This window comes from Brenneria sp. L4-2C (assembly GCF_040240335.1).
In the GTDB taxonomy this organism is placed as follows: Bacteria; Pseudomonadota; Gammaproteobacteria; order Enterobacterales; family Enterobacteriaceae; genus Brenneria.
Map to the genome: position 1 here is coordinate 212,310 of NZ_JBEIAC010000004.1, position 14,638 is coordinate 226,947.

Consider the following 14,638-nt stretch of genomic DNA (forward strand, 5'->3'; position numbering starts at 1 on the left):
GTTTGTAGGGTTACTGCCTGTATTACAGTGATTTCAGCGTTTCCCGCTGGCTAACGCCGGCCATCAGCAGCGGCATCAGTAATAGCCCGATGCAGGCTGAAGCCAGCGCCAGCAGGGTGAAAAATCCGTACCAGCCGGCGTGTTGCTGTATCTGCGCCAGCGGCCAACCGGCCAGCGCCGCGCCCAGATAGGCGAACAGGGCCAGGAATCCGGTGACGGTGCCGGCGGCATCTTTATGGCTGTACTCGGCGGCCGCCAGGCCGATCAGCATTTGCGGCCCGAAAACGAAAAAACCGATGCTGAAAAAACAGACCGCCAGCAGCGAGGCGTGATGCACCGGCGTCAGCCACAGGGCGGTCATGGTCAGGAACAGCCCCAGCGAAAACAACAGGATCATCGGCGCGCGCTGACCGCGAAACAGCAGATCCGATCCCCAGCCGGCAAACAGCGCGCCGATCAATCCGCCCAACTCGAACAACGACAGCGTGGCGTTGGCGCTGAGCAGGTTGAAGCCGTGGCTCTCCGCCAGCCAGATATTTCCCCAGTCATTCAGGGCGATGCGAATCAGATACACCAGAATGTAGGAAATCCCCAGTAGCCAGATAGTCCGGTTGCGCAGGATGGTATCCCGCAGCATCTGCCGCATCGGCATCGGCGGACTTTGCTGTTCCTGGCGGATTTCCAGCGCATCCCGCCGCCATTGGCCCACGCTCGGCAGCCCCTGCTGCTGCGGTTTGTCGCATAACCGCCGGCACAGCCACAGGCCAACCAGGATGCCGACGATCCCCGGCGTCAGCAGCGCCGCCTGCCATCCCCATTCCGCGGCCAGATACCCCGCCAGTAAGGGTACCGCCGCGCCGCCGATGTTGATTGAGGTGTTCCAGCATCCCCACCAGAGGCCGCGCTCGTTGCGCGAATACCAACTGGTCAGCAGTCTGGCGCAGGGCGGCCAGCCCCATCCCTGAAAGAATCCGTTCAACGCCCAGACAATCAGCAACCCGCTGAGCGACTGGCAGAAAATGAATAAAATGTTCAATATCCCGGTAATCAGCAGTCCGACGCCCATAAACCAGCGCGCCTGACTGCGATCGCACACCATGCCGGAGATAAACTTCGATGCGCCGTAACAGAGATAAAACAGCGTCCCCAACAGACCGATGTCGTCTTTACTCAGCCCTAGCTCCAATTGCATCACCGGCATGGCGAAATTGACGCTGCGCCGTGTCAGATAGAAGGTGGCGTACCCGACTATCATCGAAATCAGCAGCCGGGGTCGCCAGTAACGGTAACGCAGGCTGATTTGTGTCGGAGATAGCGTTGTCCTGTGCATGGATACCTCGATCGGCTATGGCGCAAGCGTAGGGGGAAACCGGTCAAAAGAGATGAGATAAGGTTTTAGCCGTCTAGGAACAATTCCTAGTCAGACGGCCTTTTGTTTAGATTTTGTGGGCAGGTTAACAATTATATGGGTGCCGTGCTGTCGCGGCGCTTCGCCGGCGCGCGCGGGTTGACGCTGCGCCTGAACCAGCCAGTTCCCGCCCAGCGCCCGCACTCGCTCCTCTATTCCGCGCAGACCGAAACCGCCGACGTTGTCCGATGGGATACCGATGCCGTCATCGATGACTTCCAGCGTGATTAAGTCCTCTTTTTGATAGAGGGAAACCTCAATCCGGCTGGCAAAGGCATGTTTATTGATGTTATTGAGCAGTTCCTGTAACAGCCGGTAGAGCGTAAAGATCACCGCGTCGTCATAAGGCTGTTGCGGCAACTGATAATCCAGATTGAAGTCGATTCCCCTGCTGTTGAAGGCGAACTCGTCCGCCAGATGGCGCAGCGCTTTGTCCAGCATCATTTCATCCAGTACCGGGGGACGTAACCGACGCAATAGCTGACGGGTAGTATGATGAATACGCTGGGACAGCACGCCGATTTGGCCGGCGGCCTGCTGGGCCGTTCCCGCCGAGACGCTATGTTTAACCAGCATGGCCTGAATCTGGATAGCGGTAATGTTCTGGCCGATGTCGTCATGCAGTTCGCGGGCGATATCTTTACGTACTTCCTCTTCGGTATGAATGATTTGTTCCATCAGCCGGCGTCGGGTTTTCAGTTCCTGTTCCAGTTGTTGACGATAGCGCTGTAACCGCTGCGCCAGTTGCTGTTGACGGCTGATGGCGATCCCCAGTCCGATGCCTAACAGCGCCTGGGTGGAGACAAACAGTTCCAGTTCGCGTAAGTCGTTAAATGCGCCGCTGACCTGACGGGTCGCCGTGATCATCAGACTGCCCAGCACCGCGGATAACACCCCGCCTTGCCAGCCGAACTTATAGGCCATCACCACATTGGGAAAGAAAACGAAAATGAGCAGCAGACGCTCCATTTCCGGCGTAAAGGTGATTTGCAGACAGACGCCGATGGAAAAAAACAGCGAACACCAGATCAGTAACGATGTGCGCAGCGGCGGATCGGGGATCGCCTGCGCCAGCAGGATTTGCAGGTGCTGTTGCTTGATATACTCATGAATCAGATAGGTAAAGGGAATCAACAATACGCCGCCGGTAAAGGTCGCCAGTAGCGTTTGGGTAAACTGCGCGGGCAGCCAGAGACCGATAAACAGCCCGTGCAGGATGCTGTTCAGTGTCAGCGCCGCCAGCAACAGCAGAAGCCGCTGCCAGTACAGCGTATAGCGATGCCAGATTTTCTGCGTGCAGATCGCCGGTAGCAGGCTCAGCCAGGGAGAAAGCAAGGCCAGCCGTTGGGTTTGCAACTGTTCGCCGATCAACCAGGTCTGCATCGCCATTTCGGCCAGCAGCAGCGTCGGCCAGTATCTGCGCGGCAGCAGGATCATCAGCGCCAGCCGCAGTCCCTGCGGCAATAACAGTATCGCCTGCTGGCCGTTATTGCTCAGGTAGAAACTGATGGTCCATAACGCCAACCAGCTTAAGCTATAGAAAAAAAGCAGGAACAGCATCATACCGGCGGAACGACGGCCGGGCATGGGTTATTTCCCCGCCAATAACTGATGCCGTAAAGCAAAATGCACCAGTTCAACCGTGGAATCGCATTGTAATTTGCCCAGGATATTGGCGCGGTGGACGTGTACGGTTTTATGGCTCAGCGCAAGCTGCTCCGCAATGTTTTTCACGCTTAATCCATTGACCAGCAGGGCAAAGATCTCTCGTTCGCGCGGCGTTAACGCCAGCAGCTCTTTCGGCGGTTGTTGCTGGTGGCGAATGCTGTGCAGCGCGTCCGCGCACAGATACAGACCGCCGCCGCTGACGACACGAACGGCCTGAACCAGCTCTTCAGGGCCGCATCGTTTAGTGAGATAGCCGACGGCGCCGGCATCCAGCGCGCTTTGCACAAAGGCGCTGGTGTCATAGATGCTTAGAATAATGGCGCGGAAGGCGGGACGCTGCCGGCGCAGTCGGGTTAACAGGCTCAGACCGCTTTCATCCGGCATGGCGATATCAATCACCGCAACGTCAATGGGCAGTTTGAGAAGGTGCGGCCATGCCTGCGCGGCCGAGGCATACTCCCCAATGACCTGAATATCGTCCGCCAATGCCAGAAGTTGTGCAAAGCCGGAACGTACAACGATATGGTCGTCTATCAGCGCCACATTAATCATCGTTTTGCCTGCAACTTAAAAGTCACGAAACAGCATGATGCGCAGTCACGCCGATCCCCGCAACCGCAGGAAATAAAATTGGAAGCGAGTTAACAGATCAGGCCGCGACTTCGTTCCTGTGCGTATGCGTGAAGTACCATTCGACGGTTTTTTTGATCAACGCTTCGGTGGCGTCGATATAGTTTTCCGGCGATATCTGTATGTCGTTTGCCAGAATAAGGGGCAGTTCGGTACAACCCAGAATGATTTTTTCCACCCCGTCTTGCCGCATGCGATCTTTTATCGGCGAGAGAAGGCGATGGGCGGTTTGCGCATCGCCGGATTTATAGGCATAAATACTTTCCATCACCTGTTTTTGTTCAATCGCTGTCGGCGTGTGGCAGCAAATATGACTGTCGCTCAGTTTATTTTGATAGATCCGCGCCTTAACGGTGGCCGTTGTCGCCAGTAAACCCACGCGGGTGATTTTTTGCTGCTGAATAACCTGGCAGGTTGCATCGATAATACTGATCATTTCAACGCGGGTATGCATTTTTAATTCATTGAACCAGTAGTGCGCGGTATTACAGGGAATAATAATGCACTCGGCGCCGGCATTCTCCAATATTTTCATATACTGAATCATTTTTTCCAGCGGCGATGCGCTATGGTCGAGAATACATTGTGTTCTGTCCGGAATATCCGGAATAGAAACCGCAATCATCGGGATATGATCCTGGTCGCGATAGGCGGGGGTGTTTTTTATCAACTTCTGCATGGCGTCAACCGTTGCGCCCGGCCCCATGCCGCCAAGAATACCGATTAGACTGTTCATGCCGTATGCCTCATAGCGTTCTGAAACTGAAAGCATAATTGCACATCCCGCCGGAATGTGAATTGCTAAATTCCCATTCGCTATGTATGATTTGCATAGCTCGTCGGTTTCTCATGCTTTTCCTGGGTTTGCAAACGCGGTGCAATATCATGCTGAATAATATAGAAACAAAATGGCTTTATGATTTTATCGCGCTGGAGGAGTATCGCAGCTTTACGATCGCGGCGGAAAAAAGAAATATTTCTCAGTCATCATTCAGTCGGCGTATTCGCGCGCTGGAGACGGCGATTGGCTTCGATATTTTTGACCGCGCCTCTTCGCCGTTGCAATTAACCGAACAGGGCCGGGTTTTTCATGCGCATATTCGAAATACCCTGGATGATTTAGAGTATCAATTAAATAAATTGCACGGCGGCAGTCATTATAAAAATAAAATCACTATCGCGGCCGCGCATTCGCTGTCGATTTTTATCATGCCTGAGTTATTAAAGAATGTGCCGGAATCTCAGGAAAAGATATTTTATGTCGAATCCATTGATGTAGATGAGGCGGTATTAAACCTTAAGGAAGGGCGCAGTGATTTTATCATCTCTTTTTATAATGAAGATTTGATGTCCGAACCTTTTATGCACGCCAAAATACTGGAATCCCGTCTTTATCCTGTCTGCGCGTGCGACGGCGAAGGCAACCCGCTATTCGATATCCATACCCCTGCGGCGCCGCTGTTGAATTATACCGATAACAGCTATATGGGACGTCAGGTAAACCGCTATCTCGCCGGCATCGACAGCAATAAATTCGCCATTACTTTTGTTTCATCGATGAGCGATCTGCTTAAGCGTATGACCAAACAGGGGTTCGGTATCGCCTGGCTGCCGGATTATTCGATTCAGGACGAGTTGCAAGACAAAACGCTGACCATCGTCGATATGAAAAACGCGGTGATGCCGATGGGGGTTTATATCTACCGGCTGGATACCAAGCTGAACATGGCATCGGAAAAATTCTGGCGCTATGTGAAAACGCTGGGACGGCATTAGCGGATAAAAAACGGCGGCCATAAAGGCCGCCGTGATTGCGGATAAGGCGAGCGATTAATTACCGATTCGCGCTCGCCTCTTCATACTCGATTTCTTCATCTTCCTCTTCCTCCGGCGCGCCGATACTGTTTTCCAGCTTGGCGACCACGGCGGTGGAGATACTGTTGCCGATAACGTTGGTGGCGGTACGGCCCATATCCAGGAATTGGTCGATACCGATAATCAGCAGAATGCCGGCTTCCGGCAGGCTGAACATCGGCAGCGTCGCGGCGACCACCACGACAGACGCGCGCGCTACGCCCGCCATACCTTTACTGGTGATCATCAGCGTCAGCAGAATCAGGACTTGCTGCGTCAGGCTTAAATCAATGTTGTACGCCTGTGCGATAAACAGGATGGCAAAAGACTGATACATCATTGAGCCGTCAAGGTTGAACGAGTAACCCAGCGGCAGCACAAAACTGGTGATTTTCTTCGGTACGCCGAACTTGGTCAGCGCTTCCATGGTTTTCGGATAGGCCGATTCGCTGCTGGCGGTGGCGAAGGCCAGCATGGTCGGTTCGCGGATCAGTTTGCCCAGCGTGACGATCGACCGGCCGAGGAAGGCGTAGCCCACCAGGAACAACACGGCCCACAGCAGCACCAGACCGAGATAGAACTCGCCAATCAGCCTGCCGAAGTCGTACAGCAGGCCCAGTCCCTGGGTGGTGATGGCGGAGGCGATGGCGGCGAAGACGGCGATAGGCGCCAGGCTCATCACGTAGTCCGTCACGCGGAACATGATCTTGGCCAGTTCCTCAATCATGGATGAAATCACGCTGGCGTTTTTGTTCTTGTGTTTCACAAAGGCAAGCGCAGAGCCGAAGAACAGTGAGAAGACCAGAATTTGCAGGATTTCATTGTTCGCCATCGCTTCCACGATGCTTTTCGGGAAAATATGGCTGATGAAGCTCTTGAGCGTAAAGCCATCGGTGTTCAGCCCGGTAGCGACGTGGGCGGAAGCGGCCGGGATTTCCAGGTTCATATCGGCGCCGGGCTGGAAGAAATTAGCCAACGCCATGCCGATAAACAGGGAAAGAACGGAGGCGGTGACAAACCAGGTCATGGCTTTCAGGCCGATACGTCCGACGGCGGACGAGTTGCCCATACTGGCCAGGCCGGAAACCAGCGTGGCGAACACCAGCGGAGCAATGATCATCTTGATCAAACGCAGGAAAATATCGGTCACCATATTGAAATAAGAGGCAATTTCCTTGGCTCGACCTCCATCAAGATACTGATGACATAGCCATCCTATTAATATCCCTAATATGATAGCCACGACTATCTGTATAAGTAACTTCTGCCTTTGCATATAAACCTCATGTTGGTGAATAGATTCAGACAACACAGTATTATTACAGCGTGGGAAACGGCGCGTATTCCTTGAACGCACTGAACCAGCCCCCTGACTGTTATTGGGGATGTTGTGTCTGTCTGCCAGATATTACATGGATTCTTGTCGTTTACCGTTTTTTCTGTGTGACGGGTTGCAAACTATAACAATTCGGCGCAAAAAAAAACATGATTATGGCGTTCGATGGATAGCGGCGTTGCGCAGTCCGTTAAATGTCAGGTTAATAAATTACATAAAAAACAATGCATTGAACAATCATTTTTTGCGCATGCAGACATAAAACGCCCCATCTATTAGATTTTCTTATGGTGTGGGCGATATTAGTAATAAATAGAATTATATTTGCAGGGTATTTTATCGACTTTCTTTGTGGCGGTTTAATTTTCCGGCTCTACCAAGAGATTATGCATCTGTCTAGTTATAAATATTATATTCAAATAAAGTAATTATTTTTGTTCGTTATTTATTCAAATGAAATGGCGAAAATGGAGACTAATTGTTTTATTTTGATAAATAAAAGTGTTGTTTTTGTTACATTGTAAAAATACGCCCGCAGGATTGATTTGAACGGCGCATCAATCAACCGCCGCCTTTGACGGGCGTGCCGAGATTGGTAAATGGTTCTTATTATTATTCAGTGCGGCTGAAGGTTGATTCACGCTTGTTTAGTACGATTCAGATCAACCTATTGGCATGACAATATAGGTTTTTAGTCTGTTAACTCCTACACTATTAACCACACTTTTCATGGCGATTTTATTGCGGTAGCTATGGCGATACGGCTGACAGATTTTCCATCACGCTTGTCGATTTTATGGCAGGATACGTTGCTGAAAGTGTCGCAGACACTGTTGCAGCAGCGCAGCATTGATAACCTGTTGCAGGTGTTGGATAGCCTCTCTTTTTCGGTGGTGCGGTTTGGTCGGGTTAACCTGCTATTGATCGATCCCCTGCATAATCAGGCCGCGTTTTACAGCCATGACCGCGATACGAATGAAACCGGCTGTAGCGAAGAAACGCTATCGCTACTGGAAGGGCCGGGCAATGTGGTATGGAACACCCATACGCTGTTGCATTGCGACAAAGTTCATTTCCAGCATGATTTCCCCTCTCTGATGAATCAGCCTGCTTACGCCGGGCTCAGCGATTATTGCCAACTGCCGTTATTGACGCCGCACCGTGCGTTAGGGGGCCTTGAGTTCATTAAAACGGACGGCAGCCGGTTTGATGACAGTGAAATCGTTTTTTTTCAGGCGTTGTCCGGCGTGGTGACGCTGGCGCTGGAAAATATCAGCGAGCGTGAGCTGGCGCGGCGCGAAGAAGAGAGGCTGCGCCATGAACGCGACCATTTCCGCATTCTGGTGGATGTGACCAACACCGTGATTTCCAAACTGGAACTTAAGGCGCTGGCGCTGGAAGTTTCAAAAGAGATCCACCGTTTTTTTAATATCGATTTCGTGGCCCTGGCTTTTCGGGATAACGATGACGATGATAAAACGCTGAAGTATTACGCGACGCACTATCTCCCCGGCCAGACGCCGCGCTTGGGGGAAGGGGAGCTGGCGCATGAAGAGATGCTGGCGGCCGACGTCATACGCACCAACGAGCTCATGCTCATCAATCATCGCGACCGGATGATCAAGCCCGGTCAGCCACGCTATTTGGCGCAGGGGTTTGACAGCGGATTACAGCATGCCTGTCTGCTGCCGTTGGCTTTCGGCAGCCATGTGCTGGGCGTACTGGAGCTGGCCCACGGCGTCGAACTGTCGGTCAGCGAGGCGGAGATAAAGTTGCTGCGTCAGATCGCGTCGCGTATCGCCATTGCGCTGGATAACGCGCTGGCCTACGAGCAGATTACCCGCCTGAAAGACAGTCTGATCCATGAAAATTTCTACCTGACGGAACAATTGACCGAGCATACCCAAAGCCTGGGCGGCGCGGCTTTCGGGGAAATTATCGGCCGCAGCGCCGCGATCCGCTCGGTACTGGAGCAGGTGGAAATGGTGGCCGGCAGCGACAGTACCGTGCTTATTCTGGGGGAAACCGGAACCGGGAAAGAGTTGATCGCGCGCGCCATTCATAGTCTGAGTTCGCGTAAGGCGAAGCGCATGGTGAAAATGAATTGCGCCGCTATCCCATCCGGGTTATTGGAGAGCGATCTGTTCGGGCATGAAAAAGGCGCGTTTACCGGCGCTACGACTCAGCGGCAAGGGCGTTTTGAAATGGCGGATAAGAGCACGCTGTTTCTGGATGAAGTGGGCGATATCCCTTTAGAGCTGCAACCCAAACTGTTGCGGGTGTTGCAGGAGCGGGAAATCGAACGATTGGGCGGCAGTAAAGTGATTTCAGTCGATGTGCGTCTGATTGCTGCCACCAACCGCGATTTGAAACAGATGGTGGCCGATCGGGAATACCGCAGCGATCTCTATTATCGGCTGAATGTCTTTCCTATCGTGATCCCGCCGTTGCGTGAACGGCCGGAAGATATCCCGCTGCTGGCCAAATTTTTTACCCGTAAGATTGCGCGGCGCATGAATCGAACCATCGACAGCATTCCTTCCGAAATGTTGCGTCAGCTTAGTAAGTTGCCCTGGCCGGGGAATGTGCGTGAGTTGGAGAATGTGATCGAAAGGGCGGTGATCCTGACGAAAGGCGCCACGCTAAATCTGCAACTGGGCGAATTGCAATATCACCAGCCCGCGCCGGACGCGCTCAAGGCGTCTCCGGCGGCGGAAAAAGCGGCGCCGGCGGCATCGCCGGTTGCCGCGGATGACGAAGAACAATCTGAGCGCCAGCGGATTATTCAGGTGCTGAAAGAGACCAACGGCATTGTCGCCGGGCCGAAAGGCGCCGCCGTCAGGTTGGGTCTGAAACGTACCACGCTGCTATCGCGCATGCAGCGGATGGGGATTTCCGTCAAGGCCATCGAAGATATGGAGTAGGCCGATCATTCCTCGCCGGGTACGTATCTGCGCGGCGCGTCCACAGTCACCCTGCCTCGACGTTTTTCCTCTCAGACTCATCGCCAATATGTTGTGAAAGGTATTTATGTGACGTGTATCACATAAATTGACCTTTTCCCCTCAAGGGACAATGGAAATATGTGATTAAGATCTTATTTTTGTCCCAGCTCTCGCGGCGTTGCCTTTACTCTCCTCTCAAAAGCCCTACAGTAAACAGGTGTTCAAAAATAAACATCTGCTCTAATATTTTTTTACCGCGATAGTTATCGCCGTTGTTATTAACGGGCTAATTAATCTGAAAATGATTTTATCAGAGGGCATTCCATGCGCGAAAAAGGCTACATTGTAACTATTGGTTCAGCCAATATGGATATTGCCGGCTATTCTCATGCTCCTCTGAATTATGCAGATTCCAACCCAGGGAAAATTAAATATACGCCCGGCGGCGTCGGGCGCAATATTTCGCAGAATCTGGCCTTGCTGGGTATTGAATCCTGGCTGCTTACGGTAGTCGGCGATGATTCTTATGGCGAATTACTACTTAATAAAACACGCGAGTCGGGCGTTCACGTCGATAAATGCGCGATCGTCGCGAACCAGCGGACTTCAAGTTATTTATCTTTACTCGACAACACCGGGGAAATGCTTGTCGCCATTAATGACATGAGCATTACAGAACATATTACGCCTGAGTTTTTAGCTCAGCATCTGGCATTTATTCGCGGCGCCGCGGTAATTGTTGCGGATTGCAATATCAGTGAGGCGGCGCTCGCCTGGCTCCTGACGCATGCACAGGATAAACCGGTATTTATCGATCCGGTTTCGGCCTGGAAATGCGTGAAAATCAAAGACTGCCTACCGCTGATTCACACCCTTAAACCCAACCGGCTTGAGGCGGAAACGCTAAGCGGCATCACGCTTTCCGGGCCGGATGACGTGGTCGGCGCCGCGGACTGGTTTCACCAGCGCGGTCTGAGACGCCTGGTGCTCAGCATGGGCGGCGACGGGGTGTATTACAGCGAACTCAACGGTGAACGCGGCTGGTCGCCGCCGATACAAACGCAGGTGGTGAATGTAACCGGCGCGGGCGATGCAATGATGGCTGGACTCGCCGCCTGTTCGGTTGAGCAATTTTCATTTATCGATTCGGTGCGCTTTGCCCAGGGATGCGCGTCGCTGGCGCTGTCTTCAGAATATACCAATAACCCTGAATTATCTTTCGCAACAGTGATGGATTTAATGGAGAAAGAAAATGTCTGAATTAAACATCTCTGCTCAGTTACTGCAAATATCGCCCGAAGTTAAAGCGGCCTTAGCCAATAATAAACCTGTGGTTGCGCTTGAATCGACGATTATTTCTCACGGCATGCCTTTTCCTGAAAATGCGCAAACCGCCCTTGAAGTCGAAGAAACCGTGCGTAAACACGGCGCGGTTCCCGCGACCATCGCCATTATTCATGGGGTAATGAAAGTCGGGCTGAATAAAGAAGAAATTGAATTATTAGGCCGTGAAGGACACGGCGTCACGAAAGTAAGCCGTCGCGATTTACCGTTTGTGGTCGCCGCCGGCGTAAACGGCGCCACCACCGTGGCCTCGACGATGATTATCGCCGCGATGGCGGGAATTAAAGTTTTCGCCACCGGCGGAATTGGCGGTGTGCATCGCGGCGCCGAGCAAACCTTTGATATTTCGGCCGACCTTCAGGAACTGGCGAAAACCAATGTCGCCGTCGTTTGCGCGGGCGCAAAATCTATTCTTGATTTGGGGTTGACCACCGAATATTTGGAAACGTTCGGCGTGCCGTTAATTGGTTATCAAACCTCGTCGCTTCCGGCCTTTTTCTGCCGCACCAGTCCTTTCAACGTTGGCATTCAGCTTGATACGCCTAAAGAAATCGCCCGGGCGATGGCGGTGAAATGGCAGATCGGCCTTAACGGCGGGTTGGTGGTGGCGAATCCGATCCCACAACAGTACGCCATGGCGGAAGAAAAGATTAATGCCGCCATCGACCGCGCGCTGGCGGAGGCGCATGAGCAGGGGATTATCGGCAAAGAGAGCACGCCGTTCCTGCTGGCCCGCGTCGCGGAGTTGACCGGCGGCGATAGCCTGAAATCCAACATCCAACTGGTGTTTAATAACGCCGCACTGGCCAGTGAAATCGCCAAAGAATATCAACAGCTCGCTTAACGTTAATCTGCGGACAGTCTGCCTTCGCCCGTAACAGGTTTTGAAATATCGACATACCGGATCGCCTGGCCTCGCGGCCGGGTTTTCGACCATGTATAAGGGAAATTATTATGGACTTAATGAGAAGTCTTCTGGGTATGGGGGTATTGCTGACCATCGCTTTTTTGCTGTCAGTCAATAAAAAACGCATCAGTATAAGGACGGTAGGCGCGGCCTTTGCGCTGCAAATCGCCATCGGCGGCGTCATGCTCTATTTTCCTCCGGGCAAATGGCTGGTTGAGCAAGCCGCGCACGGCGTGCATAAGGTTATGTCATACAGCGACGCGGGCAGCGCATTTATCTTCGGCGCGTTGGTCGGGCCGAAAATGGACCAGCTGTTCGATGGCGCAGGGTTTATTTTCGCCTTCCGCGTCCTGCCCGCCATTATCTTCGTGACGGCGTTAATTAGCCTGCTTTATTACATTGGGGTAATGGGGTTGTTGATTCGTATTCTGGGCGGGATTTTCCAGCGGGCGCTAAAAATCAGCAGAATAGAATCTTTCGTCGCGGTCACCACGATTTTCCTCGGCCAGAACGAAATCCCGGCCATCGTCAAACCGTTTATAAACCGGCTTAACCGCAACGAACTGTTCACCGCGATTTGCAGCGGCATGGCGTCGATTGCCGGCTCGATGCTGATCGGCTATGCCGGGATGGGCGTGCCGATTGATTACCTGCTGGCGGCATCGTTAATGGCGATACCGGGCGGTATTCTGTTTGCTCGCTTGCTGAGCCCGGCGACGGAAGAATCGCAGGTCACCTTTGAGAACCTTTCCTTCAGCGAAACGCCGCCGAAAAGCATTATTGAAGCCGCCGCCAGCGGGGCGATGACCGGGCTGAAAATCGCCGCCGGCGTCGCAACCGTGGTGATGGCGTTCGTGGCCATTATTGCGCTGCTTAATGGCATGATCGGCGGCATCGGCGGCTGGTTCGGCGTCGACAATCTCTCGCTGGAAGCGTTGTTCGGCTATGCGCTGGCGCCGCTCGCCTGGATTATGGGCGTTGACTGGAGCGAAGCGACGCTGGCGGGCAGTCTGATCGGCCAAAAGCTGGCGATCAACGAATTTGTCGCCTATCTCAATTTCTCGCCGTATCTGCAAACCCCCGGCGCGCTGGACGTTAAAACCATCGCCATTATTTCTTTCGCGCTGTGCGGGTTCGCCAACTTCGGCTCGATCGGCGTGGTGGTCGGCGCATTCTCTGCGGTTTCCCCGCAGCGCGCGCCGGAAATCGCCCAACTGGGCGTGAGAGCGTTGGTCGCCGCCACGCTTTCCAACCTGATGAGCGCCACCATCGCCGGATTCTTCATCGGTCTTGCCTGAGCGATACCCGCGCCGAATGCCCGGCGCGGGTTACAGTTGCCCGACGAGTTGCAACGCGTTGTCAGCGGACAGTATCGGGTTATTCATGCTGATGCTGGCGCGCGATAACGCGGCGCAGGCCAGCGCAAAGCGGGCGCTGGCGGCGAAGTCGCTGCCGTCAAGAAAGCTGTAAAGCAGCCCCGCCATGTAGGCATCATCCGCGCCAAAATTATCCGCCACCGGATGAACAGGCGGCGTCAGTAAGAACTGCTCGCCGTCTTTTTCGCTACAGAACACGGCATCGTCCTCCAGGTAGACAAACACTCGCCGCGTCCCTTGCCGATGCAGCCACTGAACGGCGTCGCGGCGTTCGTCTTCGCCGGTTATCTCGCGGCCCCAGAGAATTTGCAGCTCTTGCTGCGTCGGCTTAAGCGAGTGAATGCGCGCCAGCCAGGGTTTAATCTTCTCGACCTTGAATTCGGATACCGTATCAACGAAGACAGGAATATCGCCCGCCAGAGTAAAGACCCACTCAAGGGATTCCGCCGACAAGTTGCAGTCCGCCAGAATCACGCCTGCGTGGGTGATCAAATCGCGTGCGCTGTTGAGCAACTGCGGTGTGAGCTTTTCGAGGATGTGCGTGTCGTTGATCGCCAGCACGGTTTCATCCCGCCGGTTTGCAATGGACAGATAAATCGAGGTGTTGTGTCCGTGCAGACGTGTACAGCTTTGCATGTTGACGCCTGCCTGACGAGTCTGTTCGAGCAGCGTCTCGCCATAGAAGTCGTTGCCGATGGCGGAAATCAAATGGACGTCGCGCCCCAGCAGCGCCAGGTTGTGCGCGATGTTGCGTCCGACGCCGCCCGCCGAGCACTGGATGCTGCCGGGATTGGATGCCGATTGCGGGTAATGCACGTCGGCGACGCCGCGAATATCCATATTGATGGCGCCGAGCACCACGCAATATTCCTGCTCGGTAAGAATATAGCCTTTCCCCTTAATGAGCCCTTTGCGCATCAAATCCATGATATGGGCGGCAACGCGCGAACGGCTGATGTCGAGGATATCGGCGATTTCATTTTGCTGAATAAGCGGGTTGCGGCGCAAAATCTTGAGGATCTGCTTTTCTCTCTCGTTCATTTCACACCGTCGCTTCTTCGTTCAGCTGCGCGCCAATGTATTTCATGTCAAGACTCCGGTTAAACCCGCCACGGGCAAACGCCCCATGATAGCGGGTTCGCCGGCCGATGTAATCGATTTATCGCTTCA

At 53.4% G+C, this 14,638-nt stretch carries 10 protein-coding genes and 1 pseudogene; 5 read left to right on the forward strand and 6 right to left on the reverse strand.

Translation table 11 applies throughout. The features are described from left to right. Window positions 1-22: 22 nt before the first annotated feature. The 4 genes from uhpC to cuyB all read right to left on the reverse strand — a co-directional run bounded on the left by uhpC (window position 23) and on the right by cuyB (window position 4,442). The gene (uhpC, locus tag ABRZ26_RS08845) at window positions 23-1,330 is read right to left on the reverse strand and encodes an MFS transporter family glucose-6-phosphate receptor UhpC (RefSeq protein ID WP_319603891.1); all 1,308 of its coding nucleotides are present in this window, start codon (window positions 1,328-1,330) and stop codon (window positions 23-25) included. A 90-nt stretch (window positions 1,331-1,420) separates the two neighbouring features. After that, window positions 1,421-2,995: an MASE1 domain-containing sensor histidine kinase gene (locus ABRZ26_RS08850; RefSeq protein ID WP_319603892.1), complete on the reverse strand. Its 1,575-nt coding sequence runs from the start codon at window positions 2,993-2,995 to the stop codon at window positions 1,421-1,423. Between the two features lie 3 nt (window positions 2,996-2,998). After that, on the reverse strand, window positions 2,999-3,628 hold the full coding sequence (locus ABRZ26_RS08855; RefSeq protein ID WP_319603893.1) for a response regulator: 630 nt from the start codon (window positions 3,626-3,628) through the stop codon (window positions 2,999-3,001). Between the two features lie 97 nt (window positions 3,629-3,725). Then, window positions 3,726-4,442, reverse strand: coding sequence for a cysteate racemase (gene cuyB / locus ABRZ26_RS08860; protein WP_319603996.1), 717 nt, complete (start codon window positions 4,440-4,442; stop codon window positions 3,726-3,728). A 149-nt stretch (window positions 4,443-4,591) separates the two neighbouring features. On the opposite strand from cuyB, the gene hypT reads away from it, so the two are divergent. After that, a complete protein-coding gene (gene hypT, locus ABRZ26_RS08865) occupies window positions 4,592-5,482 on the forward strand; it encodes a hypochlorite stress DNA-binding transcriptional regulator HypT (protein WP_319603894.1) in 891 nt (296 codons plus the stop codon). A gap of 58 nt (window positions 5,483-5,540) precedes the next feature. Here hypT and ABRZ26_RS08870 read toward each other — a convergent pair whose 3' ends face one another. Then, window positions 5,541-6,836 carry a dicarboxylate/amino acid:cation symporter gene (locus ABRZ26_RS08870; RefSeq protein ID WP_319603895.1) on the reverse strand — a complete coding sequence of 432 codons (1,296 nt, stop codon included), beginning with the start codon at window positions 6,834-6,836 and terminating at the stop codon, window positions 5,541-5,543. A gap of 812 nt (window positions 6,837-7,648) precedes the next feature. On the opposite strand from ABRZ26_RS08870, the gene flhA reads away from it, so the two are divergent. The 4 genes and pseudogenes from flhA (at window position 7,649) to ABRZ26_RS08890 (ending at window position 13,390) form a co-directional block, all read left to right on the forward strand. Beyond that, complete coding sequence (gene flhA / locus ABRZ26_RS08875) at window positions 7,649-9,820, forward strand: formate hydrogenlyase transcriptional activator FlhA (protein ID WP_319603896.1); 2,172 nt, start codon at window positions 7,649-7,651, stop codon at window positions 9,818-9,820. A 345-nt stretch (window positions 9,821-10,165) separates the two neighbouring features. Next, window positions 10,166-11,106: pseudogene (locus tag ABRZ26_RS08880) on the forward strand (pseudouridine kinase). Next, entirely contained in the window at window positions 11,094-12,029 is a 936-nt protein-coding gene (locus tag ABRZ26_RS08885; RefSeq protein ID WP_319603898.1) for a pseudouridine-5'-phosphate glycosidase, read from the forward strand. The pseudogene ABRZ26_RS08880 and the gene ABRZ26_RS08885 overlap by 13 nt, the downstream one beginning before the upstream one ends. Before the next feature lie 110 nt (window positions 12,030-12,139). Then, complete coding sequence (locus ABRZ26_RS08890) at window positions 12,140-13,390, forward strand: NupC/NupG family nucleoside CNT transporter (protein WP_319603899.1); 1,251 nt, start codon at window positions 12,140-12,142, stop codon at window positions 13,388-13,390. 30 nt (window positions 13,391-13,420) lie between these two features. Here the strand turns inward: ABRZ26_RS08890 and ABRZ26_RS08895 are convergent, their stop codons facing one another. Further along, window positions 13,421-14,509: a sugar kinase gene (locus tag ABRZ26_RS08895; RefSeq protein WP_319603900.1), complete on the reverse strand. Its 1,089-nt coding sequence runs from the start codon at window positions 14,507-14,509 to the stop codon at window positions 13,421-13,423. Window positions 14,510-14,638: the final 129 nt, after the last annotated feature.

Bases quoted from the DNA above. Each gene is read 5' to 3' on its own strand.
- uhpC (WP_319603891.1), bottom strand. From the start codon at position 1,330: ATGCACAGGACAACGCTATCTCCGACACAAATCAGCCTGCGTTACCGT.
- ABRZ26_RS08850 (WP_319603892.1), bottom strand. From the start codon at position 2,995: ATGCCCGGCCGTCGTTCCGCCGGTATGATGCTGTTCCTGCTTTTTTTC.
- ABRZ26_RS08855 (WP_319603893.1), bottom strand. From the start codon at position 3,628: ATGATTAATGTGGCGCTGATAGACGACCATATCGTTGTACGTTCCGGC.
- cuyB (WP_319603996.1), bottom strand. From the start codon at position 4,442: ATGAACAGTCTAATCGGTATTCTTGGCGGCATGGGGCCGGGCGCAACG.
- hypT (WP_319603894.1), top strand. From the start codon at position 4,592: ATGCTGAATAATATAGAAACAAAATGGCTTTATGATTTTATCGCGCTG.
- ABRZ26_RS08870 (WP_319603895.1), bottom strand. From the start codon at position 6,836: ATGCAAAGGCAGAAGTTACTTATACAGATAGTCGTGGCTATCATATTA.
- flhA (WP_319603896.1), top strand. From the start codon at position 7,649: ATGGCGATACGGCTGACAGATTTTCCATCACGCTTGTCGATTTTATGG.
- ABRZ26_RS08885 (WP_319603898.1), top strand. From the start codon at position 11,094: ATGTCTGAATTAAACATCTCTGCTCAGTTACTGCAAATATCGCCCGAA.
- ABRZ26_RS08890 (WP_319603899.1), top strand. From the start codon at position 12,140: ATGGACTTAATGAGAAGTCTTCTGGGTATGGGGGTATTGCTGACCATC.
- ABRZ26_RS08895 (WP_319603900.1), bottom strand. From the start codon at position 14,509: ATGAACGAGAGAGAAAAGCAGATCCTCAAGATTTTGCGCCGCAACCCG.